The sequence below is a fragment of the Nocardia araoensis NBRC 100135 genome (assembly GCF_000308435.1).
Taxonomy (GTDB): Bacteria; Actinomycetota; Actinomycetes; order Mycobacteriales; family Mycobacteriaceae; genus Nocardia; species Nocardia araoensis.
Window position 1 is genome coordinate 1 of the sequence record NZ_BAFR01000006.1, and the last position, 25,788, is coordinate 25,788.

The window sequence follows — 25,788 nt, forward strand, 5'->3', positions numbered from 1 at the left end:
CATGCTGCGGTTGGAACGGCAGTGCGGACTGGTATTGACCCGGACCGCCCTGCCAGCTCGGCGGCCCCTGCGGTTGCCCGAGCGGCGGCGGAGGCGGCGGTTGATAGGCGGGCGGCGGAGGCTGATGCGTCACCGGCGGAGGCGGCGGCGCCCAGCTGTAGATCGGGCCGCTGGGCTGATCCGGCTGCGCAGGGGATTCCGGCTGCGCGGACTCCACTGGCATACGGTGGGTCAGGCCGTCGCCGCCGATGTCCTGGCGGTACTCCCCATAGCCGGGATGAGGTCCGTCCGGGGGCGGGGCTATCGGGTGGCTACCGCTGTGGCCCGACGGTGGCTGAAATGCGCCGGTAGCGAACGGCTCTCCCGGAAAGGGGGACGGAGGGGGATACCCGCCCGCGCTCGGCGGAGCGTACGAACCGTAGGGCTCGGCCGGTCCGGCCTGCGGGGGAGCCCAGGCCTGCGCAGGCGCGGCGGCTTGCGGGTAGGCCGTGGTCTGCTCCGTCGAGCCTTGCGGCTCCGGCTGTTCGGGCTTGGCGTCCGGCTGGGCCGGCCCGGCCGAGACGTCGGTTTCCTTCGCTTCCGCGCCGCCGGCCTGCTCGGCCGGCGCGTCGTTGGCCGATGACTCCACGTCGCTGACTTCGGCCGTATCCACGGAATGGCTCTGCAGCCAGGGTGGAGAGGTCGGATTGTGGTCGTTTGTTGTCACGGTTCCCCCATCTGCTCGGGAGTTCGAGCAGAGAGCTCGGCGCTTGGCGTGCGAAACCAACGCTAGCACGGGGTTCGCTACCCCGTGTCGCGGTAGGCATGCCGGGCTTGGGAGCAAGACGCCCGTGACAAATGGTCTGCCCCAGCGAGATCGGGCGCCGCGCGGTGGAACCCGCGCGGCGCCCGACCGGATGCGTGCCGAGTCGCGCTGTCAGTGCGCCCGGTTCACCGCCGACACCACCGCGCGCAGCGACGCGGTCGTGATCGAGGTGGCGATGCCGACACCCCACACCACCTTGTCGCCGATCGCGCACTCCACATAGGCGGCGGCCTGCGCGTCGTCGCCCGCGGACATGGCGTGCTCGGAGTAGTCCAGGACCTCGACGTCGAAGCCGACGGCGGCGATCGCGTCGACGAACGCGGCGAGCGGCCCGTTGCCCTTGCCGGTGATCTCCTGCTCGACGCCGTCGACCTTCACCACGGCCACGATCGAGTCGACCCCGCCGTCGGTCTCCGACGCGGTGACCTTCTGGCGCATCCGCTCCAGCGGCCGGATCGGGCTCAGGTACTCCTCGTGGAAGACGTCCCACATCTCCTTGGGCGTCACCTCGCCGCCCTCGCCGTCGGTGATCTTCTGGATCGCCTGCGAGAACTCGATCTGCAGCCGCCGCGGCAACGCCAGCCCGTGGTCGGTCTTCATGATGTAGGCGACGCCGCCCTTGCCGGACTGCGAGTTGACCCGGATGACCGCCTCGTAGGTGCGGCCCACGTCCTTCGGGTCGATCGGCAGGTAGGGCACCTCCCAGACGATGTCGTCGACGTCCGACTCGGCGGCGTCGGCCGCGGTCTTCATCGCGTCCAGGCCCTTGTTGATGGCGTCCTGGTGGCTGCCGGAGAACGCGGTGTAGACCAGGTCGCCGCCGTAGGGGTGCCGCTCGTGCACCGGCAACTGGTTGCAGTACTCGACGGTGCGGCGAACCTCATCGATGTCGGAGAAGTTGATCTGCGGATCGACGCCGCGGGAGAACAGGTTCATCCCCAGCGTGACCAGGCACACGTTTCCGGTGCGCTCGCCGTTGCCGAACAGGCAGCCCTCGATCCGGTCGGCGCCTGCCTGGTAGCCCAGCTCGGCGGCGGCCACGGCGGTGCCGCGGTCGTTGTGCGGGTGCAGCGACAGCACGATCGCCTCGCGGCGGGCCAGGTTGCGGCTCATCCACTCGATCGAGTCGGCGTAGACGTTCGGCGTCGCCATCTCCACGGTGGCGGGCAGGTTGATGATCAGCGGCTTCTCCGGGGTCGGCGCGATGATCGCCGAGACCGCGTCGCAGACCTCCTTGGCGTACTCCAGCTCCGTGCCGGTGTAGGACTCCGGGCTGTATTCGTAACGCCAATTGGTGTCCGGGTAGCGCTGCTCGATCTCCAGGCAGAGTGCGGCCGCGTCGGTGGCGATCTTCTTCACCGCGTCGCGATCGGCGCGGAAGACCACCTTGCGCTGCAGGATGGAGGTCGAGTTGTAGAAGTGCACGATGACGTTCTGCGCGCCGGCGCAGGCTTCGAAGGTGCGCTCGATCAGCTCCGGGCGGCACTGGGTCAGCACCTGGATGGTGACGTCGTCGGGGATCGCGCCGTCCTCGATGATCTCGCGGACGAAGTCGAAGTCGGTCTGGCTGGCCGAAGGGAAGCCGACCTCGATCTCCTTGTAACCCATCCGCACCAGCAGGTCGAACATGCGGCGCTTGCGGGCCGGGCTCATCGGGTCGATCAACGCCTGGTTGCCGTCGCGCAGGTCGACCGCGCACCAGGCGGGCGCGCGATCGATGACCTTGTCCGGCCAGGTGCGGTCGGGCAGCGTGATCGGCTCGACCTCCTCGGCGAACGGCCGGTAACGGAACGTCGGCATCGAGGAGTTCTTCTGCTTGTTCCAACCGGGTTGGTCGGCGGGGGCTGGTCTGCTCGGCGCGGTGATGGTGCGCGCGCCTGATACGAATGCGTCAGCAGGGGACATGGGCGGTTCTCCCGAGGATGTCGTTTTTCCCAAAGGGCTGGTCGACCGGCGCGGCGAAACCCCGCGACGGGAGCCGGTCCGATCAGACCCCGTCGCGGCGGTCGAGAAGAAGTGCCCGCTGCATGATGTCCGCGAGTTTACCGTGCCGACATACGGCCGGGAAGGGAGGTCCCGTCGTCGGGTGATCCGACGACCCCGCTACCGTTCGGTCCGGCAGTGAACCACGCTTGTACGGGCCCGTGGTCCGACAGGACGTCGAAGGATTGGCTATGACCTGGCTGGAGCAACTGGCCGTTTTCGGTGCGGGCATCTGGGCGGGCGGCATCAACACGATCGTCGGCTCCGGCACGCTGATCACCTTTCCCGTTCTCCTCGCGTTCGGCCTGCCGCCGGTGACCGCGAATGTGTCCAACACCATCGGCTTGGTCCCCGGCTCGATCAGCGGCGTGCACGGGTACCGCCGCGAACTGGCGGGCCAGCGCGACCGGCTGCTGCGGTTGGGCACCGCGTCGCTGCTCGGCGGGATCACGGGTGCGGTGCTGCTGCTGGTGTTACCCGCCGAAGCGTTCAAGGCGATCGTGCCCGTCCTGATCATCCTGGCACTGGTGCTGGTCATCGTGCAGCCACGGCTCGCGAACTGGGTCAAGCGCCGCCGGGAGAACGACGGCGCCCCGGTGCCGGAGCACGGAGGACTCATCCTCGCCGTCGCGGTTTACGCCGCCGGTATCTACGGCGGGTACTTCGGCGCCGCGCAAGGCGTGCTGCTGATCGGGTTGCTCGGCGTTTTCGTGCACGACGACATCCAGCGCCTCAACGGCGTGAAGAACGTGCTCGCCCTGATCGTGAACGCGGTCTCCGCGCTGATCTTCATCGTCGTGGCGGACGTGGACTGGCGCGCGGTGGTGCTGATCGCACTCGGCTCGATCATCGGCGGGCAACTCGGCGCTCGGGTCGGCAGGCGGATGTCGCCGACCCTGTTACGCGGGGTCATCGTCGTGGTCGGCCTCATCGCGGTGGTCCGCCTCCTGACGTCCTGAGGGCACGTCGATGGCACTGGAGAGCGACACCGATTCTGGGGCAGCCATCCGCACTGTGGCGGTGCACTGATGCCGCGCCTCGGTCGGGTGCGGTAGTGCCCGCACGAATTTCAGGGTCGGATGTCAATCCTCAGGCTGACGACGGCCACCGGGCGCGGAGCACAGGATGAGTGCCGTGCTTCGCTGGAAGATCGTCATCATCGCCGCGCTGCTACCCGTGGTGAGCGGCTGTGGCGGGCCGCCGAGCCGACACGAGGCGGCGGTCGCGGAACTGGTCGCGCAAGCAGACGCCGCGCCGACGCCCCGGCTGGACTGGGCGCCGTGCGCGGAGCCGGAGCTGAGCCGATTCCAATGCGCGACCGCACAGGTGCCGGTGGACTACGCGCACCCCGACGGCCCGACCCTCGGGCTGGCGGTGGTGCGTCAGCAGGCCACCGACCCGCAGCGGCGGGTCGGCACGCTGTTCTCCGCGGTCGGCGGGCCGGGAGGGTCGGGACTGCGCTGGGCCGCGCAGGGGGAGCTGGTCGGCGGCGAACTCGCACGCCGCTTCGACGTGATCACCTTCGACCAGCGCGGCGTCGGCCGCAGCGGGCAGGTGCGGTGTTTCGCGGACACCGAGCAGCAGCGGCGGTTCTGGTCCAGCGCGGCGCTGCCGCCCGTCGACCCGGAGCAGGAGCGTGCGGCCGACGCGGCGAGCCGCGCGCTGGCCGCCGGTTGCGCGGCGCACGGCGGCGCGTTGCTCGGGCACCTGACCACCGTCGACGCGGCGCGCGACCTGGATCTGCTGCGCCGGGCCGTCGGCGACCCCCGGCTGACCTACGAGGGCGGCTCCTACGCGAGTTATCTGGGCCAGGTGTACGGCGCGCTGTTCGGCGACCGGGTGCGTGCGCTGTACCTGGCGTCGATGATCGACCCGGACGCGTACACCAACGACACCCGAAGCGCCATCGAGACCACCGCCGCCGGGACCGAGGAGGTGCTCGGCGAATTCCTGCGGCTGTGCGCGGAGGCGGGCCGGGCGCGCTGCGCCTTCGCGGCGAGCGACGGCCAAGGCGAAGCCGCCGTGCGCGGCGGCGCCGGCGATCCCGGCGGCGCGGCCGACCTCCGCGCTCGCAATGATGCTGTGTTGCAACGTCTTCGCCAGGCACCGCTGGTGGTCGGGACGGGGGAGCGGGCGCGGACGGTCACCTACGCCGAGGCGCTGTCATCGCATGCGCTGTTGCTGTACGACCCGAACGAGGGCTGGCCCGCCCTGGCCGCGTTGCTCGCCGAACTGGAGCGCGGCCCGGCGGGCAATCCCGACGCGGTGGGCGAAATCCTGTCGGCCACCGCGCAGCGGGAGGATTTCCTCGACTCGTACACCGCGATCTCCTGTGCCGACAACACATTCGCGCGCGACCCCGGCCAATGGCCCACGCTGGCAGCGGATGTGGCGCGTGCCGGGCCCACTTACGGCGCGTTCTGGCTGTGGCTGCACCAGGCCTGCGTCTACTGGCCGTCTCCGCCCGAGGGGTACGCCCAGCGGTACGCCGGGCCGTGGATCCTGCGGTCGGACACCCCGGCGCTCTTGGCCAACAACCGATTCGACCCGGTCACCCCGCTCAGCGCGGCGCGGCGCGCACAGCAGGAACTGGTGAACGCTCGTCTGGTCGTCGTCGAGGGCGGGTACGGGCACACTCTGCTCAGCGAATGCGCCCGGAAACTGAGCGAGCGCTACCTGATCGACTTGCAGCTACCTGCCCCCGGAGCCACCTGCCGCGCGGACGACCTGCCGTTCGACCGATAGCGAAAACGGATATCTGTTCACAAATCGGGAATACCGGTAATCTGCGCACGCTAAGCCTGATGATGGAAGGTGACCGGTGCGTAGACGTGCCTTGTTCAAGGCGGCTGGCACGGCCGCCCTGCTCGGTGCTGTGGGAACGATGAGGGGGACGGGCGCGGCGTCCGCCGATCCGATGTGGGAGGCCCTGTTCCGCGCTTGGGTGCCGGAGATCTTCGCCCCGATTCCCGACCCGCCGGAGCACTCGCCCGCGATCGTCATCGGCTCTGGCTTCGGCGCCGCGGTGTCCGCGTTGCGCTTGGCCGAGGCCGGGATCGTCACCACTGTGCTGGAACGCGGATCGCGCTGGCCGAACGACCCGTGGCGGGAGATCTTCACCGGTGACGACCTCCCCGACGGCCGCGGCTTCTGGCACCGCACCAACTTCACCGGCGTCACCAAGGTGCCGATGCATTTCGCCAGGTTCGGCGGCGTCTTGGACTGCACCGAATATCCGGGCATCGACGTGTGGCGCGCGGCCGCCGTCGGCGGCGGCTCGGTGATCTTCAGCGGCGCCATGATCGCCCCGGAGCGCCGCTTCTTCGACCACATCTTCGGCGGCACCGTCGACTACGGCGAGATGGAGCGCGTCTACTACCCGCGCGTGCGGGAGATGCTGCGGCTGAGCCCGATGCCCGCGGACATCTACAACTCCGCGCCGTTCGCGCACTCCCGCGCCTGGGACGATCAGGTGCGCAAGGCCGGCTATCAGCCCCAGGCGAACGACTCGATCTTCAACTGGGACATCCTGCGCGCCGAATTGGCCGGAGCCTCGCGGGCTTCCGCGACGGCGGCCAGGAGCAACCTCGGCAACTCCAACGGCGCCAAATTCGACCTGAACCAGAACTACCTGGCGTACGCGCAGGGCACCGGCCGGTGCGGAGTCTTCCCCGGTCACCGGGTCGACGCCATCGCGCAGGATTCCGGCGGCCGCTACGCGGTCACCGTCGCGAAGCTGTCGCCGACCGGCGACGTGCTGTCCACCCGCACCCTCACCTGCGATCGGCTCTTCCTCGGCGCCGGGTCGATCGGTACCTCCGAACTGCTGGTCCGCGCGCAGGCCACCGGCGCGCTGCCGAACCTGAACGAACACGTAGGCGACGGCTGGGGCACCAACGGTGACGTGGTGCTGGCCCGCGGCGCCAGCGCGCTGGCCGGTCAGGGCCAGGGCGTGCCGAGCGCGAGCCGGATCTTCGACGAGTCCGCCGTGCCGCTGACCCTGGAGAGCTGGTACATCCCCGGCATCCCGTTCGAGACCGGTGCGCTCGCCTCGCTCGGCATGGTGCTCGACCCCACCCGCACCCGGTTCGGCTACGACCGGGCCACGAACCGGGTCGGGCTGAGCTGGTCGGTCGAGAACCGGGATGAGACGGTCGCGCTGGCACGTGCGGTCGACCACCGGATCGCCGAACGAGCGGACGCCCTCGTCGAGTACGGCGTCCTCGGTTACGACGCGAACGCGCTGTTCACCGCCCATCCACTCGGCGGGGCGGTGCTTGGGCGCGCCACCGACGGCTACGGCCGGGTGCACGGTCATCCCGGTCTCTACGTGATGGACGGCGCCGCGATACCCGGCAGCACCGGAACGGTCAATCCGTCGCTGACCATCGCCGCGCTGGCCGAACGCAATATCGAGGCGATCGTTCGCGCCGGTCGGTGAACTTCGCCGGCGCCGGGCGCAGCGTTCGCCCGGCGCCTTTTCCGGGGGTATCGCCAACAGTGCCGAGCGTGCTTTCCGCGTATTAGTGTCGGCGGCACCGTTCGGCGTCGAAGGGATCCGCAGTGTCCGCTCCCAGCTCGGGTATCGAAAGTTCCTCCGTCGAGCGATACGGTCTGCGGGAAGCGCCACGATCGCAGGACTATCCGCGCAAGCCGCCGATGTTGTGGACGGATTTCGTGATGCTGGCGCTGGCCATCGTCTCGGTAGCGCTGGTCACCTGGATCACGTTCTTCCCGGTCTCCGGGCACACCTACCACACGATCGTGGTAGTCGACTGGTCGTTGTGCGCGGTGTTCGCGCTCGAGTTCCTGTGGCGCTGGCGCCGCGCGGGCTGGCCGTGGACCTTCCCGTTCGTCTATTGGTACGAGATCCTCGGCATGATCCCGGTGACCAGCCCGTTCTTCCGCGGCTTCCGGCTGTTGCGCATCGTGGTGATCCTGGGCAGGCTCGCCCGGGTGGCGGACCGGGTGTTCGGCGACCGGGTGACCGCCGCGGTGGTGAACCGGTTCGTCGCGACCATCGTCGACACCATTCGCCGTCCGATGACGATCGCGGTGATGGACGAGGTGGCCGAGGTGCTGCGCACCGGCCACTACACCCGCAACATCGCGGCCGCCCTGGAGGAGAACCGGGCCGAGCTGGACGAAATGATCCTGGAGTTGATCAAGAAGGATCCGCAAGCGGGACGGGTACGCTACATCCCCTTTCACGACGAGATCATCCGGCTGATCGCCGACACCACGTTCCGCATCGTGTTCCAGGTGCTGGAGGATCCGCGCACCGACGAACTCGTCGCCGACGTCCTGCGGGAGAACATCGATCAGATTCGCGACGCGGTCCGCGACGGCGTGCGGGTGCCGCCGGCCGCGTACGGGCGCACACCCGATGAGGACGGCGTGCGGCATCGCGTCAATCAGGTACCGCGTGCCTGATCGCGTCCCGCGGCTGCGCCAGACGTACGGTCTCCCAAGCGATCAGCGCGACCAGGACGCCACACAGCAGGGCCAGCGAGGCCAGCGCGGGCAGGCCGCAGGCCAATGGGATCAGCGCGAGCAGCACCGCGATCGCGACCACGCGCGCCACCGTGACGGTGCGCGTGGCGTAGTGCTTGAACCCCACCAGCGCGATCAGATACAGCACGACGCCGCCGTAGAGGGCATAGAGCGGAATCCCGTACAGCGCGTCCTTCAAAGTGTGGTGTGAGGAGTCCCCGACGTAATAGAGCACCTTCTTCAGACCGAGCGACAGCGCGATGATTCCGACGATCATCGGGAAATGCCAGAAGGTATAGGAAGCCTGCGCGATCTTGATCTGCCGCCTGCCCTCCGCGTGGACGAGTTCGTGCTCCACCGCCAAGGCGGCGACGTCGAAATACGCCCACCACAGCAGACCGGAAATGGCGAGGCCGAGCATCGATCCGAGCGCGATCGGCCAGGAGATCGGCAGGCCGGCCACGCCGATGCCGATGGAGACGACCGATTCCCCGAGCGCGACGATGATGATCAGTCCGTATCGCTCGACGAAATGGTTGGCCGAATTCAACCGCCAATCGGTGCCTGCGAACAGCGTCCAGAGGTAGTCGCCCGCGATCGCGGCGATCCACAGCGCGATCTGCACGCGACCGGTGGTCAGCGCGGCGACCACGAGCAGCGTGGTGCCGAGGGTGATGGAACCGAGCGCCCAGCGCAGCAGCTGGCCGCGCAACTGCGGATCCTCGGAACTGGCCAGCCAGAACATCCCGAGATGCACCAACCGCACGATCAGATAGGCGACGGCGAAGACCAGCGGGCCGAACCATCCGCCCGGCGCGTCCTGGAACGCCTCGGGGATGGTGAGCGCGGCGAGGAAGGCGCCGCCCATGGCGGCGAACATGCCGACCCGCGCGATGCCCTCGTCGGCGCGGACCACGTTGCCGAGCCAGGAGTAGGCGATCCACAACCACCACATCACCGCGAGCACCAGCAGCGCGCGCACCATGTTCTTCGCGCTGGTCTCGCCCGCGGCCAGGCCGGTGACCATGGTGAACGCGAACACGAGCACCAGGTCGAAGAACAATTCGAGTTGGGTCACCGACGCGCCTTCGGCCGTCGGCTGGAACCGCACTCGTTTGGAACCGATCATGGGCTTCATCGTCGCACCCCGATCGATTCCGCGCCGGTTCGCCGCTGCACCCGGCGGTGGATTTCGCGCAGAGCGCAGCCGTCCGCGCTATACGGGTTGATAGGTCTCCGTTTCGGGGAACCGCTCGGCGAAATCTATGAAGCACTCCACGACCACCTCGTTGGCCTTGCGGAAAGTGCGTTTGAGCAGAAATCCGGGAACCGGGAGCGGCAGATAGAGCTCGACGTGGTACCAGACGTGCGTGCCGTCGACGCTGTCGGACACCTCGAAAAAACCGCCGCCCCGCACGCCCCTGGTGCTGTCGGCGACGATCCAGGAGGACCGGTCGTCGGTCCAATCGTATTCCAGCACTTGCAGATCCGAACTGCCGAGTAGCTCCGCCTTGAGGAAGACCCGCCGCGGCCTGCGCCGGGCGTCGCGGGTCGCGACCCGGACGTCGCTGTAGGAGGTCGACCATTCCGGAAGCGATTCGACGTCGGTCAGGGCGTCCATGACCTGATCGGGATCGGTGTCTACGAAGAATCGGATATCCGTTTTGGTGCGCATGGCATACCTCCGACCCCCGGTTGGACAAGTCGGCCCGATTGTCTCCGTGATTTGTCCGGTTCGTCAACTCGACTGTGCCAGGCCGTATCTCGGCTAACCGGAAACACGCCGTTATCTGGTCGAGATCGGCGATCGGCAACCGCGGGAACAGCTTCCGACTGGAAGGACCCCGCATGCCGGGGGTCCGCGCGCCTACGATCGGTTCCGAATGGGCGCCGGTATCCGGCGCCGTCGGTACGGGCGGGAGGATGTCATGAAATACGCCGAACTGCTTGCGCAGGCGCGGGACACGATCACGGTGCGCCGGGTTTACGGCGAGCCCTACGAATGCGATGGGGCGATCGTCATTCCCGCCGCCTCGGTCGGGGGCGGCGGCGGGGGCGGTGGCGGCGCCGGGAACAGCGCCGACGGAGACGGCTCCGGGGAAGGCGTGGCGTTCGGCGTGGGCGCGAAGCCCGTCGGCGCCTACCTGCTCCGGGACGGCCGACTCACCTGGCACCCGGCCGTGGACGTCAACGGGATCATCGAGACGGCGGGCAAGGTGCTGGTGCTGATCGCCGCGATCCTGGCCTTCTCGCTGACCCGCCGCGGCAAGCGTCGCGCCTGAGCGGCGCGAGTTCTCCGTTTGCGAGCGCCGGACCGAGCGGAGGCGAGGCCTCCAGCGCCCGATCCGGCGCGGGTTTCATTCCGACGTAGCGGGCTCGACGATCGCGTCGGGCCCCGGATACACCAGCGACTCGTGACCGTCGGAGAAACGCACCACGTAGGGCGGCGTCCCGTCCGGTCCGCGGACCTCGATGATCTCGGCCAGGTGATCCACTTCTCCCACCACGTGTCCGTGCACGCAGAGTCGATCTCCTACATGTGCGATCATCGCCCCATTATCGAACGGAGTGGTGCGCGTCACAACCACCAAGGTGGGTGCGCAGGGCTCAGCGCCACTATGTATGTAGTGATCTCGGCTCAGTCCGCGTCGCGGAGGAACGACAGCCGCACCTGGCGGTCCGGGTTGTCGACATTGAGATCGACCAGCGCGATCGACTGCCAGGTGCCGAGGGCGAGTTTTCCGCCGAGCACCGGGACGGTCGCGTACGGCGGGATGAGGGCGGGCATCACATGCGAGCGCCCGTGTCCGCGCGAGCCGTGCGCGTGCCGCCACCGGTCGTCGGCGGGCAGCAGATCGCGCAGCGCGGCCAGCAGGTCGTCGTCGCTGCGCGCGCCGAGCTCCATGATCGCGATCCCCGCCGTGGCATGCGGCACGAAGACGTGCAGCAACCCGTCCCCGCCCGCTTCGCGCACGAATGACGCGCACTGCGGCGTGATGTCCTGTACCACTTCACTGTGGCCCGTTCTCACCTCGAGCAGCGTGCTCTTCATGCGCCCATCGTCCCCCATCCGCGGCGGCGCGCGCGGAACGACCGGGAACGGAAGCGGCTGTGTGGTTTTCCACAAGCCGGGTAGGTAGAAGCAAAACCGCTGGCCTCGGCCGGTACCCTGGATGACTGTTACCAGTTTGTTGTCGATCTTGGAGGACCCTGTCGTGGCTCTCGTGGTTCAGAAGTACGGAGGATCCTCGGTAGCGACCGCCGAGCGGATCCGGCGCGTCGCTGAACGGATCGTGGAGACCAAGAAGCAGGGCCACGACGTGGTCGTCGTCTGCTCCGCCATGGGCGACACCACCGACGAGCTGCTCGATCTCGCTCAGCAGGTGGCGCCGTCGCCGCCGGCCCGCGAGATGGACATGCTCCTCACCTCGGGTGAGCGCATCTCCAACGCGCTGGTCGCGATGGCCATCCACTCGCTCGGCGCGGAGGCCCGCTCGTTCACCGGCTCGCAGGCGGGCGTGATCACCACGGGCGCGCACGGCAACGCGAAGATCATCGACGTGACCCCCGGCCGCGTCCGCGATGCCCTGGACGAGGGTCTCGTCGTGCTGGTCGCTGGCTTCCAGGGCGTGAGCCAGGACAGCAGGGACGTCACCACGCTCGGCCGTGGCGGTTCGGACACCACGGCGGTCGCGCTGGCCGCCGCACTGGACGCGGACGTCTGCGAGATCTACACCGACGTGGACGGCGTCTTCACCGCCGACCCGCGGATCGTGCCCGACGCGCAGCGGCTCGAGCAGGTCTCCTACGAGGAGATGCTGGAACTGGCGGCCTGCGGCGCCAAGGTGCTGATGCTGCGCTGCGTGGAATACGCCCGCCGCTACAACGTGCCCGTGCATGTGCGCTCGTCCTACACCGACAAGCAGGGCACCTACGTTTACGGATCGATGGAGGACATCCCCTTGGAGCAAGCAATCCTCACTGGCGTCGCGCACGACCGCAGCGAGGCCAAGGTGACCGTGGTCGGGCTGCCGGACGAACCGGGCTACGCCGCCAAGGTGTTCCGCGCCGTGGCCGACGCGGAGATCAACATCGACATGGTCCTGCAGAACATCTCGAAGGTCGAGACGGGCAAGACCGACATCACGTTCACGCTGCCGAAGACCGAGGGCGCCCGCGCGGTCGACATGCTGACCAAGCGCCAGTCCGAGATCGGCTTCTCCCAGGTGCTCTACGACGACCACATCGGCAAGGTGTCGCTGGTCGGCGCGGGCATGAAGAGCCACCCCGGCGTCACCGCCACCTTCTGTGAGGCGCTGGCCCATGCCGGCGTCAACATCGATCTCATCTCCACCTCCGAGATCCGGATCTCCGTGCTGGTCAAGGACACCGAGCTGGACGAGGCGGTCCAGGTGCTGCACAAGGCGTTCGACCTGGGCGGCGACGAGGTCGCGGTGGTCCACGCGGGAACGGGGCGATAAACCATGGGAGTTCGCGTAGGAGTCGTCGGCGCGACCGGACAGGTCGGCGCCGTGATGCGGAAACTGCTGGAGGAGCGCAACTTCCCGGCCGACGAGGTCCGGTTCTTCGCCTCGGCTCGTTCGGCGGGCAAGACGCTGCCGTGGCGCGGCCGCGAGATCGTCGTCGAGGACACCGAGACCGCCGATCCGTCCGGCCTGGACATCGCGTTGTTCTCCGCGGGCGCCACCATGTCCCGCGTGCAGGCGCCGCGCTTCGCCGCGGCGGGCGTCACCGTGATCGACAATTCCTCGGCGTGGCGTAAGGACCCCGAGGTCCCGCTGGTGGTCAGCGAGGTCAACCCGGAGCAGGCGCGCAACCTGGTCAAGGGCATCATCGCCAACCCGAACTGCACCACGATGGCGGCCATGCCGGTGCTCAAGCCACTGCACGACATCGCGGGTCTGCGCCGCCTGATCGTCTCCAGCTATCAGGCGGTCTCCGGCAGCGGTCTGGCCGGTGTCGAAGAGCTGGTGAGCCAGGCTCGCGCGGTGATCGACGAGGCGGAGAAGCTGACCCACGACGGCCGCGCCGTCGACTTCCCCGCGCCGAACAAGTACGTCGCGCCCATCGCGTTCAACGTGCTTCCGCTGGCCGGTTCGCTGGTCGACGACGGCTCGGGCGAGACCGACGAGGATCAGAAGCTGCGCAACGAGAGCCGCAAGATCCTCGGCATCCCGGATCTCGCGGTGAGCGGCACCTGCGTGCGCGTGCCGGTCTTCACCGGCCACTCGCTCTCGGTGAACGCCGAGTTCGCCGAGCCGCTCTCGGTCGAGCACGCCAAGGAGATCCTGGCCAAGGCGCCCGGCGTGAAGCTGGTCGACGTGCCGACTCCGCTCGCCGCCGCCGGCGTCGACGATTCGCTCGTCGGCCGCATCCGCCAGGATCCGGGTGTGCCGGACGGTCGCGGGCTCGCGCTGTTCATCTCCGGCGACAACCTGCGAAAAGGCGCGGCGCTCAACACCATTCAGATCGCCGAGGTGCTACTCAGCGACCGCTGAGACGTTCCTCGAACGAACGGGCCGTGGACTTCCACGGCCCGTTCGTCGTTTCCGTCTTCGCGACCGCGTCCGGGGCATGGATGGTGCCGATGGAGGCGGCCGGTTTCGTATCGCTGATATCCGCGCTGCGCTGAGCGGGCGGAGGGATCGATCCGCGGCCGGATTCGGCGGGCGCTTCTGGAGCGGATCAGCGGACGCGCAGTCCGTCGAAGACGACGGCGAAGGTGCGCTCGCGCTGGGCGGGGGTGGCGGAGGTGCCGTGGGTGGCGAGGAACGCACCCTTGATGACCCGCATCAGGTCTTCGACCTCGATGTCGGTGCGCACGCCGCCCGCCTTCTGCGCGCGGGTGAGCAGCGTGCCGATGGCCGCGTTGAGTTCGTGCACCGGCCGGAGATACTCCGGGGCGTCCGGGCCGCCGACGGCGTCGGCGAGATCGCGCTTGACGCTGCCCTCCGCTACGAGCCGGTCCAAGAAGTCGAAGAACGCGGGCACCGGTTCCGCGGCATCGGCCAATTCCCGTGCCAGCGCGATGATCCGGTCTACCCGATCCACGATCGCCGCCTCGAACAGCGCTTCCTTGGTGGGGAAGTGCCGGTAGACGGTGCCCGCGCCGACACCGGCCCGCCGCGCGATCTCGTCCAGCGGCACCGACAGCCCTTCCGCCGCGAACGCTTCCTGCGCGGCTGCCAGGACCCGCTCGCGGTTGCGGCGAGCGTCGGCGCGCAGCGGTCGGCGCTCGGGTTCGGTCACGAGAAGCGAGTTTACTGTTGACAAACGGGGCGCACGTTCCGGATGATAACCGGGTCTTGCGTTCCGGTTAGTTGGAGGTGTGTGATGGCGGCTGATTCTTCTGTGCGCAGCCCGCGCGAGCTGGTCGAGCGGTTGTTCGCCGACCTACCTGCGCGCGATGCGGACGCGTTCGTCGCGCTGCTCGCGCCCGACGCGGTCTTCGAGATCCCGTTCACCATCCCGGGGCTTCCGACCCGTTTGGAAGGCCGCGAGGCGATTCGCGAGCATCTGGCGCGGCGCTGGTCGGGGCTGTCCGGAATCGAAGTGCACGCGATTCATCCCCAGGTCTACGAGACCACCGATCCCGAAGTACTGCTCGTGGAGAACGAGGTCGACATGACCGTCCCCGGTTCCGGCCGCGCCCGGGTGCGCACCTCCGTCAACGTGGTGCGAGTCCGCGACGGCGAAGTGGTGCTCTTCCGTGACTACATGGACACCGCACGCTTCACCCGCTTGGCCGCGGGCTGAGTTCCTGCTCGGCAGTACCCCGCTGTCGGCGCGCCTCGAAGTCGCCTAGCGAGTGGTCGACGATGCGGTCTGGATCGCCGAGGTCGGCAAGCGCTACGACTGACATCGCCGCGGAAAAGGCCTCGCTCCGCGCAGGGGGGTGCTGTTAGCCTGCGCCGATGGCGAATCCTCATCCTCACGTGTATCTCGGCGACCGGATCGTTGCGGCCGAAGCGGCCACGGTGAGCGTCGCGTCGTCGGCGGTGTTGTACGGACTCAGTGTCTACACCGTCTTCCCGGTGCACGTGGATGGGGCAGCGCGCACGGCATTCCGTTTGGACGACCATTTCCGCCGGCTCGAGGAATCCTGCAAGATCATCGGGATCGATGGGTTCGCGGCGGAGTGGGATTACGCGCGGTTCCGCGCGGCCGTCGTGGAATTGATCGCGGCGAATGCGCCGCGCGAGGACGTTTTCGTGCGGGCGACGGTGCACGTGGTCGAGTCCATTCCTGGCACGCGGGTGCGGGGCTGCGCCATTCGGGTCAGCATGTTCGTCTACGACGCGGTGCCCATCGTCCCGCAGGACGGCATGCGCCTGAAATCCAGTCCGTGGCGGCGCATTCCGGACAACGCGATCCCGTCTCGCGCGAAAGTCAACGGCGCGTACGTGAACTCGGTGCTGGCCAAGCAGGACGCGATCGACAGCGGTTACGACGACTGCGTCTTTCTCGACGGCAACGGGCACGTCTGCGAACTCAGCGCGGCGAACATCTTCCTGGTCCGCAACGGCACGCTGATCACGCCCGACGTCTCCTGCGACATCCTCGACGGCATCAACCGCAGGACCGTTCTCACCTTGGCGGCCGAAGACGGGATTCCGGTGGTGGAACGCACCGTCGATCTCACCGAGCTGTACATCGCCGACGAAGTGTTCGTCACCGGCACGTCATCCGGCGCCGCGCCGGTCGTCGAGGTGGACGGCCGCCTGGTCGCCGACGGCGTCCCCGGCCCGATCTCGCAGGCGCTGCGCAAACGCCACCATGCGGCATTGCGCACCGACGACGTGCACGGCTGGGTCACGGATCTGTCCGCGACTCGGTAACAGCTCGTTCAGCGGATAGCCGGGGTGCGCGGGTCGGGTCCCAGGCAGACCAGGATGGCGCACCCGGGCGGAGTATCCGAGAACGGCGGATCCAGGGGGTGATTCAGGCAGGCGAAGACGTTGCAGCCCGGATAGGCGGCGGGCCCGAGGCCGAACACCGCGATCAGGATGTCCGTGTCGACGAAACGGCGCGGGTCCAGCCGCAGCGGCGGCTCGACGTAGGGGCCCGGGTCGGGTACCGGTCGGTCGTAGAACGCGTCGAACACTTTGCGGAAGAACTCGTAGGGCAATTCCTGGGTGTTCTGCACGACTCCGGACACGCCCTGGCTGCTGACGTTCCCGAAGACGCCGGTCCACACCACCGTGAGGTCGAGGCTGGGTATGACGAAGACGTTCTGCATGCCGAGGCCCGCCATCGCGTACACGTCGTCGGGCAGGAAGTCCGCAATCTCGGCGCAACCGCCGCCGAGCCAGAACAGGTACCCGTAGCACGCGTTCGTCGGTGAGGGCGTGCGCGCCTTGCGCAGGTAGTCGCGGGAGACGATCTGCTGTCCGCCCCAGCGCCCGTCGTTGCTCACCAGGAGTCCGAGCTTCGCGAAGTCGTTCGGCGGAATCATCAGGTGCGCGTAGCCGTAAGTGTGCCCGGAGCGGTCCTGAGCCCAGTAGTAGTCGCTGCGCGGAATCCCGAGTGGATCGAACAATTCACGCTGCGCGAAATCTTGCAGAGGCTCGGCGACGGCCAGCTCCAGCACATAGGACAAGAGGTCGACGTTGCGCTGGCTGTAGGTGAAGACGGTGCCCGGCGGGTTGTCCAGCGGCACGCCCAGCGCCTGCACCGCGCTGTCCGGGTCGACCGGGATCACACCGGTGACACCCTCGGTCAGCACGCCGACCCGCATGCCCGAGGTCTCGGTGAGCAGATTCTCGACGGTGATCGACCGGTGTTCCGCATCACCGAGTCCGGGGGGCAGATACCGATCGATGGGCGCATGGAGATCGAGTTTTCCTTGGTCCCAACCGATTCCGGCGAGAATGGAGACGACGCTCTTGGTCGCGCTCCAGATATTCCACGCCACATTCCCGCTCTGGTCGTTCGTCGGCCCCTCGCCGATGAGGCAGTTGTGCCGGAAGACCTGCACGTTGAAACGGTTTCGCCCGGCCGCGAAAGTCAGCGCGTCCTGCAGCTTCGCTGAATCCAAGCCGACTTGTTCCGGTGCCGCCCGCTCCAGATCACGCCCCGAGGTGACCGCGCACCGGACCTCGTCGCCGGTCGCGGCAACCGCGCTTGCGGCGAAGAGATTGCCCGCCACCAGCGAAACCGCCGCGATTCCCGCCAGGAATCCACCGAAACGCCCCATGGGCAAAGGCTAGCGCCCTTCGGCCTGTTCACGCGGTAAACAGGCGGGGAACTGGACGTCTGATCTCGGCAACGAGACGCTGACCGGACAGGGGGCGCTCGGTGACATAGCTGGGTCCCAGTTCCTAGCGGTAGCGCTCACCCAACGCATACAGCGCCGCGCCGAGAATCAGCGCGCCGAGCCCGGCCAGAACGGAGCCGAGGGGCAGTGCGAATCCGACGACGACGCATCCCACCGCGCCGACCACGGGAATCCACCGGGGCGGCCGATTCTCGTCGGCGGTCAGTGTGGCGGCGGAGATGTTGGCGATCAAGTAGTAGAAGAGCACCGTGAACGAGGAGAACCCGATGGCCGCGCACACATCGAAGAGCGCGGCGACCACGGCGACGATCGCGCCGACCACCAGTTCGGCGCGGTGCGGCACCCCGAATCGTGGATGCACCGCGGCGAGCGCGCCCGGCAGATAGCGGTCCCGCGCCATGGCCAGCACCGTGCGGGATACCCCGAGGATCAGGGCGAGCAGTGATCCGGCCGCCGCGACCACCGCGCCGATCCGCACCACCGGCGCGGCAGCGGGAACTCCCGCCGCGCTGACCATTCGCGCGAGCGGGCCGGTCGCCTCGGCCAGCCCGGCGGAGCCGAGCACGCTCAGCGTCGCGACCGCGACCAGCGTGTAGACGGCGAGTGCGAGCGCCACCAGCAACCAACTCCCAGCCGAAGCCGCCGCAGGCGCGAGCGCCGCGAAGATGCCCGCCCCCAACCCGATGACCACCGAATCGACAAGCCCGAGCCTCCGACGCAAGCTCCCATCCAGTGACGCCATGACACGAATCCTCCCCCACCACCCCCACCCCCGCAGCGCGACTCCGCGAGTGGCACATGGCTGCGGCGAAACGCGAGAAGCCCCACAACCATGTGCCACTCGTGGGGCTGGAAACGAGGAAGCGCCGCCAGGTTGGACCTGGCGGCGCTGTCGCTCGGACACCGTGCTGATGTCATAGCCGTCGACGTCCCACAAGCGCCTCTCGGCGAGTGGTCGCTCGTAGCGACGAAGGGTGCGGCCCGGGGCTGTCCGGACATCGGCGGTGGGTGCCGACGTCCCACAAGCGCCTCTCGGCGAGTGGTCGCTCGTAGCGACAAAGGGTGCGGCCCGGGGCTGTCCGGACGTCGACAGGGGATTCAACCACGTGCTCCCGGAGGCTATTCCGGCCGGAAATTGTGACGCTCGCCACTTCGTGCGCTGTCGGTTCAGCCGCGCCTTGTGGACCGCTGGAACAGCGCCGACCGAGCCTGTTTTCTGGAGTGATTCCACTCTCTTTTCTTGACTGATTCCAGAAGATGGCCAGAATCGAAGTATGCACGCCAACGGCACTGCCTCACGTGAGTGGCTTCGAGCAGCGGGTTTGCGGGTCACCGCGCCGCGGCTCGCGGTACTGGACGCGGTCGCGGCACGGCCGCATTCGGATGCCGACACGGTGGCCGCCACCGTCCGGGAAGCGCTGGGTTCGGTGTCCACGCAGGCCGTCTACGACGTCTTGCATGCTTGCGTGCGCGCCGGAATCCTGCGGCGGATCGAGCCCGCGGGCTCGTCCGCGCGGTACGAGACCCGGATCGGTGACAACCACCACCATCTGGTGTGCCGAAGCTGCGGTGCGGTCGTCGACGTCGACTGCGCCGTGGGCCGAGCCCCATGCCTGGACCCTTCGGACGCGCACGGATTCGTGGTCGATGAAGCCGAAGTCGTCTTCTGGGGACTGTGCCCGACCTGCCGTTCCGAGTAGCGGTCCATACACCCGGGCGGCGCATCCCGGGAAACGATGTTCACCAGCCGAGGAGTCTTCTGTGACCGAACCGACCACCACGAACACCGGCATCCCGGTCGAAAGCGACGACGAGTCGCTCACCGCGGGCGCGCAGGGCCCGATCCTGCTGCACGATCACTACCTCATCGAGAAGCTGGCCCAGTTCAACCGCGAGCGGGTGCCGGAACGCATCGTGCACGCGAAGGGCTCGGGCGCATACGGTGAGCTGGTCGTGACCAACGACGTCAGCAAGTACACCAAGGCGAAGCTGTTCCAGCCCGGTGTCCGCACCGAATCCCTGGCGCGCTTCTCCACCGTGGCCGGTGAGCAGGGCAGCCCGGACACCTGGCGTGACCCGCGCGGATTCGCGGTGAAGTTCTACACCGAGGACGGCAACTACGACCTTGTCGGCAACAACACGCCGGTGTTCTTCATCAAGGACCCGATCAAGTTCCCCGACTTCATCCGGTCGCAGAAGCGCCTGCCCGGCAACGGTCTTCGTGACCACAACATGCAGTGGGATTTCTGGACCCTGCGTCCGGAGACCGCGCACCAGGTCACCTGGTTGATGGGCGATCGCGGCATCCCGAAGACCTACCGGCACATGAACGGCTACGGTTCGCACACCTACCAGTGGATCAACGCCGCGGGTGAGCGTTTCTGGGTGAAGTACCACTTCAAGACCGACCAGGGCATCGAGTTCCTGACCCAGGCCGAGGCCGACCGGATCGCGGGCGAGGACGCCGATTACCACCGCAAGGACCTGTGGGAGGCGATCGAGCGCGGCGACTTCCCGAGCTGGACGGTGTACGTGCAGGTCATGCCGGTCGCGGAGGCCGAGAGCTACCGGTTCAACCCGTTCGACCTGACCAAGGTGTGGTCGCACAAGGACTACCCCCTGATCGAGGTCGGCAAGTGGACGCTGAACCGCAACCCGCGCAACTACTTCGTCGACATCGAGCAGGCCGCGTTCGAGCCGTCGAATGTCGTTCCCGGCATCGGCTTCTCGCCGGACAAGATGCTGCTCGGCCGCGTCTTCGCCTACGCGGACGCGCACCGCTACCGCATCGGCACGAACTACGCGCAGCTGCCGCCGAACCAGGCCAGGGCGGCGCAGGTGAACTCCTACTCCAAGGAGGGCGCCATGCGGTATCACTACAACGAGCCGAATGTGCCGGTGTACGCGCCCAATTCGTTCGGCGGACCGCACGCCGACCCGGAGAAGGCCGCGGACGGGGGCATCTGGGACTTCGATCCGACCATGGTGCGGGCCGGCTACGTCCAGCACGCAGAGGACGGCGACTTCACCCAGGCGGGCACCCTCGTGCGCGAGGTGTACGACGACGCGCAGCGAGAACGATTGGTGGACAACATCGTCGGCCACGTACTCGGCGGCGTCCGAGAGCCCGTGCTGAGCCGGGTATTCCAGTACTGGAAGAACGTGGACGCCGATCTCGGCAAGCGGGTCGAGGAGGGCGTGCGCGCGGGCCTGGACAGCTCGCGGGGCTGAGAAATCCGCATCGAAGGCAGGTGTGCGCAGCGCCGCGCACCTGCCTTCGGCGTGTCCGGCCGATCCTGTTTGCCCGGTAGGTGCTCGGGTGTCAGAGTGATGGCATGTCTCGGCTGACACGCGACTACCGGGTGGCGCTGGCCGCCGCATTGGCGCTGCTGGCGGGTTGCGGTGCGGAAACCGATGCGGCGCAGCCGGAGCCGATCACGCCGAGTGTCCAGGCCGGTCCCGTCGCGAACGCGGGCGTGGCGGACCTGGAGGCTCGGTACGGAGCGCAGATCGGATTGTTCGCACTGGACACCGGCACCGGCAGAACGGTGACCCACCGCGCCGACGAGCGTTTCCCGTTCCTGTCCACCTTCAAGACGCTCGCGGTGGCCGCGGTGCTGCGCGCGCATCCGCTCGACACGGGATACTTCGACCAGGTGCTCCGCTTCCACGAGGCGGACCTGGTCGACAACTCGCCGGTGACCAGCGCCGAGGTGGCCGGGGGTATGACGCTGGCGCGCGTGGCCGAGGCCGCGATCACCCGCAGCGACAACACGGCGGGCAATCTGCTGTTGCGGGAAATCGGCGGCCCGGAGGGGCTCACGGCGTTCCTCCGGACGCTCGGTGATCCGACGAGCAGGCTCGACCGCTGGGAGACCGACCTCAACACCGCGATCCCCGGTGACGAACGCGACACCACCACCGCGGCCGCGCTGGCCGCGGACTACCGCGCCTTGGCGCTGGGCGACGCGCTCGGCGCACGGGAACGCGACCAGCTGGTCGCCTGGCTGAAGGCGAACACGACCGGTGGCAAGCGCATCCGCGCGGGGTTGCCCGCCGATTGGGTCACCGGCGACAAGACGGGCACCGGCTCCTACGGCTCCGCCAACGACGTCGCGATCGTGTGGCCGGAGGGTGGCCGGGCGCCGATCGTGATCGCGATCCTGAGCCGCAAGCCGGCCGCGGACGCCGAGGTGAACAACGACCTGCTGGCGGAAGTGACGAAGGTGGCCGTAGACCGGCTCCGGTGACCCGCCCGGGAGCGGCGATGCGGTCGGTGCGGCGGATTCCGTCACGGCGGCAGCTGTGGCTGCTCGGCGCCCGCGAAGCGGCGAGCGGATAACGACGAGTTGTAGTAGACCTGGCCGGATCAGGCGGCCAGGCTCGGTCAGCTACAGCAAGCCCCACCAGTACAGCAGGGTCGCCAGAATCCAGACCACCACGGTTTCCATCGTCGCTCCCAATCTCCTTGGCGCACTTATGACCATCATCCCGCGATCAGGGGCTGGGCGGTAGGCGCTTGCCGGGTCACCACTCGGTAAACCTGCTGACCGGCGATTTCGATCTTGCAAGGTGTTCTTAAGAGCGCGCCAAGCCCGTGCCTGCATTCTTTGTCTCGCGGGAGGGACATACCCAGCACCGCAGGTGCGAACCGAGGAGCGACCTGTCTCGAGGGGTGACAGGTCGGGCCTCGGGGGTGGTGTCCGCCGGGCCGGTCTACGAGGGGTGGCCGGCCCGGCGGACGCGGGACGCGGAGCGGTCGCTCGCGCTGGCTCTTCCTGGAGCTGACCGGCAACCAGACGGTGTTGCGGCTGCCGAAGGTAACCCACGGGTGTGCGGCGCCGGGTCCGATGGAGCGGGAGCGGCTGGGCTGGTCGCGATGGGATCGGCCGGCCGACCTGAAACCTGTTCTAGACAGTTTCCATAATTTGTCTTACGGTCGATACATGGTAAACGTTGCGTATCGGGCGGCTCCGGTTTTCGAACTCCGTTCCGGCCCCACCTGGGCATCGCCGTGGGAGATGTACGCGGCACTGCGTGAGCACGATCCGGTGCAGCACGTCGTCCCGGCAGCGCGGCCGGAGAACGACTACTGGGTGCTCACCCGGCACGAGCACGTCTACGCGGCGGCGCGCGACAGCGACACGTTCTCCTCCCGCGACGGTCTGACCGTGGAATACGGCGAGCTCGACGAACTCGGCTTGACCGACAACCCTCCGCTGGTGATGCAGGACCCGCCGCAACACACCGATTTCCGCAAACTGGTCGCTCGCGGGTTCACCCCGCGCCAGGTCGAGGAGGTGGAGCCGGTGGTCCGCCGATTCGTGCGCGACCGGCTCGCCGCCATCGCGGCCGATGGCGGCGGTGACATCGTCGAACAGCTGTTCAAACCGCTGCCGAGCATGGTGGTGGCGTACTACCTCGGGGTGCCGGAGCAGGATCGGGCGAGGTTCGACGGGTGGACCGACGCCGTCGTCGCGGGCAGTATCGACCGGACGAACACCAAGGCGCAGGCGGCGTCGGCGGAGATGATGGGGTACTTCGCCGAGCTGATCAAACGCAGGCGCACCGACCCCGGCGACGACACCGTGTCCCTGCTGGTGCAGGCGGGAATGGCGGCCGACGACACGGACGTGCGCGGCCTGGTGCAGATCCTCGCCTACACCTGGACCATGGTCGCCGGTGGCAACGACACCACCACGGGCCTGCTCGGCGGCGCGGTGCAACTGCTGCAGCAGCACCCGGACCAGCGTGCCGCGCTCGCCGCGGAACCGGACCGGATCCGCGTCGCGGTGGAGGAGTTCGCCCGGCTCACCTCGCCGGTGCAGGGTTTGGCGCGGACCGCCACGCGCGACCTGGAACTGGCCGGGAAGACGGTGCCGGCGGGGCGGAAGGTACTGCTGGTGTTCGGGTCGGCCAATCGGGACGAGCGGGCGTTCGGCGCCGACGCCGCCGAACTGGACATCGACCGGAATCCGCAGCGCATCCTCACCTTCGGGCACGGGCCGCATCACTGTCTCGGCGCGGCGGCCGCGCGGATGCAAGCCCGGGTCGCGCTCGAGGAGTTGCTCGATCGCTTCCCGGATTACGTCGTGGACATCGAGGCGGTCGAGTACGCGAACGGTCCGTACGTCCGCAGGCCGACTACTGTGCCGTTCCGGTGCGTGGCGTGAGCGCGGAAGACCTCGTGCGCGGCGGAAGGGACACGGCATGAGTGGCGATTGGCTGGCCGACGGCCGCGCCGAGTTGGCCGGTGAGCGCATTCTCGACGCGGTGCGCGCGCTGTTCATCGACAAGGGCGTCAGCGGGGTCGGCATGGCGGAGGTGGCCGACGCCGCCGGCTGTTCCAGGGCGACGCTGTATCGCTACTTCGAGAATCGGCAGGCGCTCTACGTGGCGTTCGCGGGCCGGGAGGCGCGGCAGTTGGTCGAGCGGGTCTGGCGGGACCGGGCCGCGCCCGCGAGCGTGGAGCCGGGAGAGCAGTTGCTCGACACGTTGACCGCACTGCTCGCCGAGGTGCGCAAGACGCCGCATCTGGCGGTCTGGTTCGAGCCGTCCAACGCGGGGATCGTGGCCCAGCTGGCGAACTCGCCGGGTGTGGTCGACGCGCTCGCCACCGACTTCGTCGCCGGATTCCGTCCGGGGCTGTCCGGGCTCGCGGCCGAGCGGGTCGGCCGGTGGGTGGTGCGTGCGATGGTGTCGTTGCTGACGCTGCCGGGCGCGGGGGAAGACGAGGAACGGGCGATGCTGCGCAATTTCGTGCTTCCCTTCCTGCTCGACGACCGGACCGTGATCGACTGACGCCGATCGTCGACCGGAGCCGCGCGGGACTCCGGTCGAAGCGCGGGCCGCGGGCTCAGACGGTCGCCGCCGAGTAGTCGGGCAGATCGTAGGTCTCGGTCTTGCTCAGCATCCGCATCATGAGCGGTCGCATGGCCTTCGACATCATCAGCTTGCTGACGGCGTGACCCGCGCGAATGCCGAAGCGGGATTTGGGCGTCATGGCGTTCAGGCCGCCCGGCTGCAACTGCTGGGCCGTCTTCACGAAGGGGCGCAGCACCTCCTGGTAGCGGGCCAGGCCCTGCCCGAGGTCATCAGCGTGCGCGGCGAGTTCACCGGCGAGCACGTACGCGCCCACCAGAGCCATCGCGGTGCCCTGCCCGGTGAGCGGGGATCCGCAGTACCCGGCGTCGCCGAGCAGCACCACTCGGCCCTCGACCCAGCTCGGCATGTCGATGCGCGCCAGCTCGTCGAAATAGAAGTCCGGCGCCTCGGACATCGCCGCCGCGATGCGAGCGGCCTCCCAGCCGCCGCCGGCCAGCCGCTCGCGGATGAACTGCTGCTGTGCCGTGACGTCGCGCCGCAGTGCGGGGTCCGCCGCCGCGCGGAGCACGACCAGCGCTTTGCACGTGGCCGGGTCGGCGTCGGGGCGCATGCCCAAGCCGGTGCCGCCGACCAGCGAATGCATCGTGAACCAGTGCGGCTCCAGGTCTTCCGGGCGCTGAAGGGTGAAGAACGACATGTATCCGCCCAGATATGTCGCGAACTGCTCCTCGGGGCCGAACACCACCTTGCGGGTGGCGGAGTGCAGCCCGTCCGCGCCGATCACGATGTCGAATCGCTCGGCCGCGCCGGAGGCGAAGGTCACGTCGACGCCCGCGTCGTCCTGGCGGATCTCCGTGATCCATTCGCCGTAGCGGTAGTCGACGCCGCCCTCGGTGTCGAGCAGGTCGAGCAGCACCTGGTTCAGATCGCCTCGGGTGATCTCGATTTCGGCGACCGCGCCCTTGCCCTCGAAGAGTTCGGCGGGCATGCGGAGAATCTCGCGGCCCGCGTCGTCGACGTACTTCATGCCGCGCTCGTCGAGCTGATATTCGCGGATGCCCGGCATCATGCCCATCCGCTCGGCCACCTCGCGGCTGGGTCCGCGCAGGTCGACGGCCTGGCCGCCGGGTCGCGGGGCCGCGGCGCGCTCCACCACGGTGGCCCGGATGCCGGACCGGAGCAGTTGCAGCGCAACGGCGTTGCCGCCGATGCCGCCGCCTGCGACGAGCACGCGGAGCTGGCTGCTTACGGACTTGGCGCTCATGACTTTCCTCGACTCCCACTGTGTTTGACCAAATGTCTTAGACATATGTCTAACACAGCTGTGGCACGAATGTCTAGCACAAATGTCTAACCAGGGACGCAGGAGAAAGGCCCATGGCGG

22 protein-coding genes and 2 pseudogenes are annotated in these 25,788 nt (G+C 68.4%); 14 read left to right on the plus strand and 10 right to left on the minus strand.

The window, feature by feature from the left end; translation table 11 throughout:
* Positions 1–652: pseudogene (locus ON21_RS01340) on the minus strand (MinD/ParA family ATP-binding protein); the annotation flags it as partial.
* 264 nt (positions 653–916) lie between these two features.
* A complete protein-coding gene (gene leuA / locus ON21_RS01345) occupies positions 917–2,710 on the minus strand; it encodes a 2-isopropylmalate synthase (protein WP_039794497.1) in 1,794 nt (597 codons plus the stop codon).
* Positions 2,711–2,979: 269 nt separating this feature from the next.
* On the opposite strand from leuA, the gene ON21_RS01350 reads away from it, so the two are divergent.
* The 4 genes from ON21_RS01350 (at position 2,980) to ON21_RS01365 (ending at position 8,221) form a co-directional block, all read left to right on the plus strand.
* Positions 2,980–3,747 carry a sulfite exporter TauE/SafE family protein gene (locus ON21_RS01350; RefSeq protein ID WP_039794498.1) on the plus strand — a complete coding sequence of 256 codons (768 nt, stop codon included), beginning with the start codon at positions 2,980–2,982 and terminating at the stop codon, positions 3,745–3,747.
* 166 nt (positions 3,748–3,913) lie between these two features.
* On the plus strand, positions 3,914–5,533 hold the full coding sequence (locus tag ON21_RS01355) for an alpha/beta hydrolase (protein WP_039794500.1): 1,620 nt from the start codon (positions 3,914–3,916) through the stop codon (positions 5,531–5,533).
* 76 nt (positions 5,534–5,609) lie between these two features.
* Positions 5,610–7,229: a GMC oxidoreductase gene (locus tag ON21_RS01360; RefSeq protein WP_039794502.1), complete on the plus strand. Its 1,620-nt coding sequence runs from the start codon at positions 5,610–5,612 to the stop codon at positions 7,227–7,229.
* 122 nt (positions 7,230–7,351) lie between these two features.
* Entirely contained in the window at positions 7,352–8,221 is an 870-nt protein-coding gene (locus ON21_RS01365) for an ion transporter (protein WP_245562414.1), read from the plus strand.
* Here ON21_RS01365 and ON21_RS01370 read toward each other — a convergent pair.
* The gene (locus ON21_RS01370) at positions 8,199–9,410 is read right to left on the minus strand and encodes a low temperature requirement protein A (RefSeq protein ID WP_039794558.1); all 1,212 of its coding nucleotides are present in this window, start codon (positions 9,408–9,410) and stop codon (positions 8,199–8,201) included. The two genes, ON21_RS01365 and ON21_RS01370, sit on opposite strands and share 23 nt — an antisense overlap.
* An 87-nt stretch (positions 9,411–9,497) precedes the next feature.
* Positions 9,498–9,956 (minus strand): SRPBCC family protein, encoded by a 459-nt coding sequence (locus tag ON21_RS01375; RefSeq protein WP_039794504.1) that lies wholly within the window; start codon positions 9,954–9,956, stop codon positions 9,498–9,500.
* 253 nt (positions 9,957–10,209) lie between these two features.
* On the opposite strand from ON21_RS01375, the gene ON21_RS01380 reads away from it, so the two are divergent.
* Positions 10,210–10,563, plus strand: a complete 354-nt coding sequence (locus ON21_RS01380) for a hypothetical protein (RefSeq protein ID WP_039794560.1) — start codon at positions 10,210–10,212, stop codon at positions 10,561–10,563.
* A gap of 75 nt (positions 10,564–10,638) precedes the next feature.
* On the opposite strand, the gene ON21_RS01385 is transcribed toward ON21_RS01380, so the two are convergent.
* Together ON21_RS01385 and ON21_RS01390 are read right to left on the minus strand one after the other, a co-directional pair.
* A complete protein-coding gene (locus ON21_RS01385) occupies positions 10,639–10,830 on the minus strand; it encodes a DUF1918 domain-containing protein (protein WP_039794508.1) in 192 nt (63 codons plus the stop codon).
* 89 nt (positions 10,831–10,919) lie between these two features.
* Complete coding sequence (locus tag ON21_RS01390; protein WP_039794563.1) at positions 10,920–11,333, minus strand: secondary thiamine-phosphate synthase enzyme YjbQ; 414 nt, start codon at positions 11,331–11,333, stop codon at positions 10,920–10,922.
* 163 nt (positions 11,334–11,496) lie between these two features.
* On the opposite strand from ON21_RS01390, the gene ON21_RS01395 reads away from it, so the two are divergent.
* Both ON21_RS01395 and ON21_RS01400 read left to right on the plus strand, forming a co-directional pair.
* The gene (locus ON21_RS01395; RefSeq protein WP_039794509.1) at positions 11,497–12,762 is read left to right on the plus strand and encodes an aspartate kinase; all 1,266 of its coding nucleotides are present in this window, start codon (positions 11,497–11,499) and stop codon (positions 12,760–12,762) included.
* Between the two features lie 3 nt (positions 12,763–12,765).
* A complete protein-coding gene (locus ON21_RS01400) occupies positions 12,766–13,800 on the plus strand; it encodes an aspartate-semialdehyde dehydrogenase (RefSeq protein WP_039794510.1) in 1,035 nt (344 codons plus the stop codon).
* A gap of 187 nt (positions 13,801–13,987) precedes the next feature.
* Here ON21_RS01400 and ON21_RS01405 read toward each other — a convergent pair whose 3' ends face one another.
* Entirely contained in the window at positions 13,988–14,551 is a 564-nt protein-coding gene (locus ON21_RS01405; protein ID WP_039794511.1) for a TetR/AcrR family transcriptional regulator, read from the minus strand.
* Between the two features lie 84 nt (positions 14,552–14,635).
* Here ON21_RS01405 and ON21_RS01410 point away from each other — a divergent pair, with 84 nt between their 5' ends.
* On the plus strand, positions 14,636–15,058 hold the full coding sequence (locus ON21_RS01410) for a nuclear transport factor 2 family protein (protein ID WP_039794512.1): 423 nt from the start codon (positions 14,636–14,638) through the stop codon (positions 15,056–15,058).
* Positions 15,059–15,216: 158 nt separating this feature from the next.
* Positions 15,217–16,140: an aminotransferase class IV gene (locus ON21_RS01415; protein WP_039794514.1), complete on the plus strand. Its 924-nt coding sequence runs from the start codon at positions 15,217–15,219 to the stop codon at positions 16,138–16,140.
* An 8-nt stretch (positions 16,141–16,148) separates the two neighbouring features.
* Here the strand turns inward: ON21_RS01415 and ON21_RS01420 are convergent, their stop codons facing one another.
* Together ON21_RS01420 and ON21_RS01425 are read right to left on the minus strand one after the other, a co-directional pair.
* Complete coding sequence (locus ON21_RS01420) at positions 16,149–17,498, minus strand: serine hydrolase domain-containing protein (RefSeq protein ID WP_039794515.1); 1,350 nt, start codon at positions 17,496–17,498, stop codon at positions 16,149–16,151.
* 124 nt (positions 17,499–17,622) lie between these two features.
* Positions 17,623–18,201, minus strand: a pseudogene (locus ON21_RS01425) (amino acid permease); the annotation flags it as partial.
* Between the two features lie 652 nt (positions 18,202–18,853).
* On the opposite strand from ON21_RS01425, the gene ON21_RS01430 reads away from it, so the two are divergent.
* From ON21_RS01430 to ON21_RS01450, 5 genes are all read left to right on the plus strand, one after another.
* Positions 18,854–19,279 carry a Fur family transcriptional regulator gene (locus tag ON21_RS01430; RefSeq protein ID WP_039794516.1) on the plus strand — a complete coding sequence of 142 codons (426 nt, stop codon included), beginning with the start codon at positions 18,854–18,856 and terminating at the stop codon, positions 19,277–19,279.
* 61 nt (positions 19,280–19,340) lie between these two features.
* Entirely contained in the window at positions 19,341–20,810 is a 1,470-nt protein-coding gene (locus tag ON21_RS01435; RefSeq protein ID WP_039794517.1) for a catalase, read from the plus strand.
* Between the two features lie 104 nt (positions 20,811–20,914).
* Positions 20,915–21,829: a class A beta-lactamase gene (bla, locus tag ON21_RS01440; protein ID WP_039794518.1), complete on the plus strand. Its 915-nt coding sequence runs from the start codon at positions 20,915–20,917 to the stop codon at positions 21,827–21,829.
* 696 nt (positions 21,830–22,525) lie between these two features.
* Positions 22,526–23,752, plus strand: a complete 1,227-nt coding sequence (locus ON21_RS01445) for a cytochrome P450 (protein WP_039794520.1) — start codon at positions 22,526–22,528, stop codon at positions 23,750–23,752.
* A gap of 37 nt (positions 23,753–23,789) precedes the next feature.
* Positions 23,790–24,380, plus strand: coding sequence for a TetR/AcrR family transcriptional regulator (locus tag ON21_RS01450; protein WP_039794523.1), 591 nt, complete (start codon positions 23,790–23,792; stop codon positions 24,378–24,380).
* 55 nt (positions 24,381–24,435) lie between these two features.
* On the opposite strand, the gene ON21_RS01455 is transcribed toward ON21_RS01450, so the two are convergent.
* Positions 24,436–25,668 carry an FAD-dependent monooxygenase gene (locus ON21_RS01455; protein WP_039794524.1) on the minus strand — a complete coding sequence of 411 codons (1,233 nt, stop codon included), beginning with the start codon at positions 25,666–25,668 and terminating at the stop codon, positions 24,436–24,438.
* Positions 25,669–25,788: the final 120 nt, after the last annotated feature.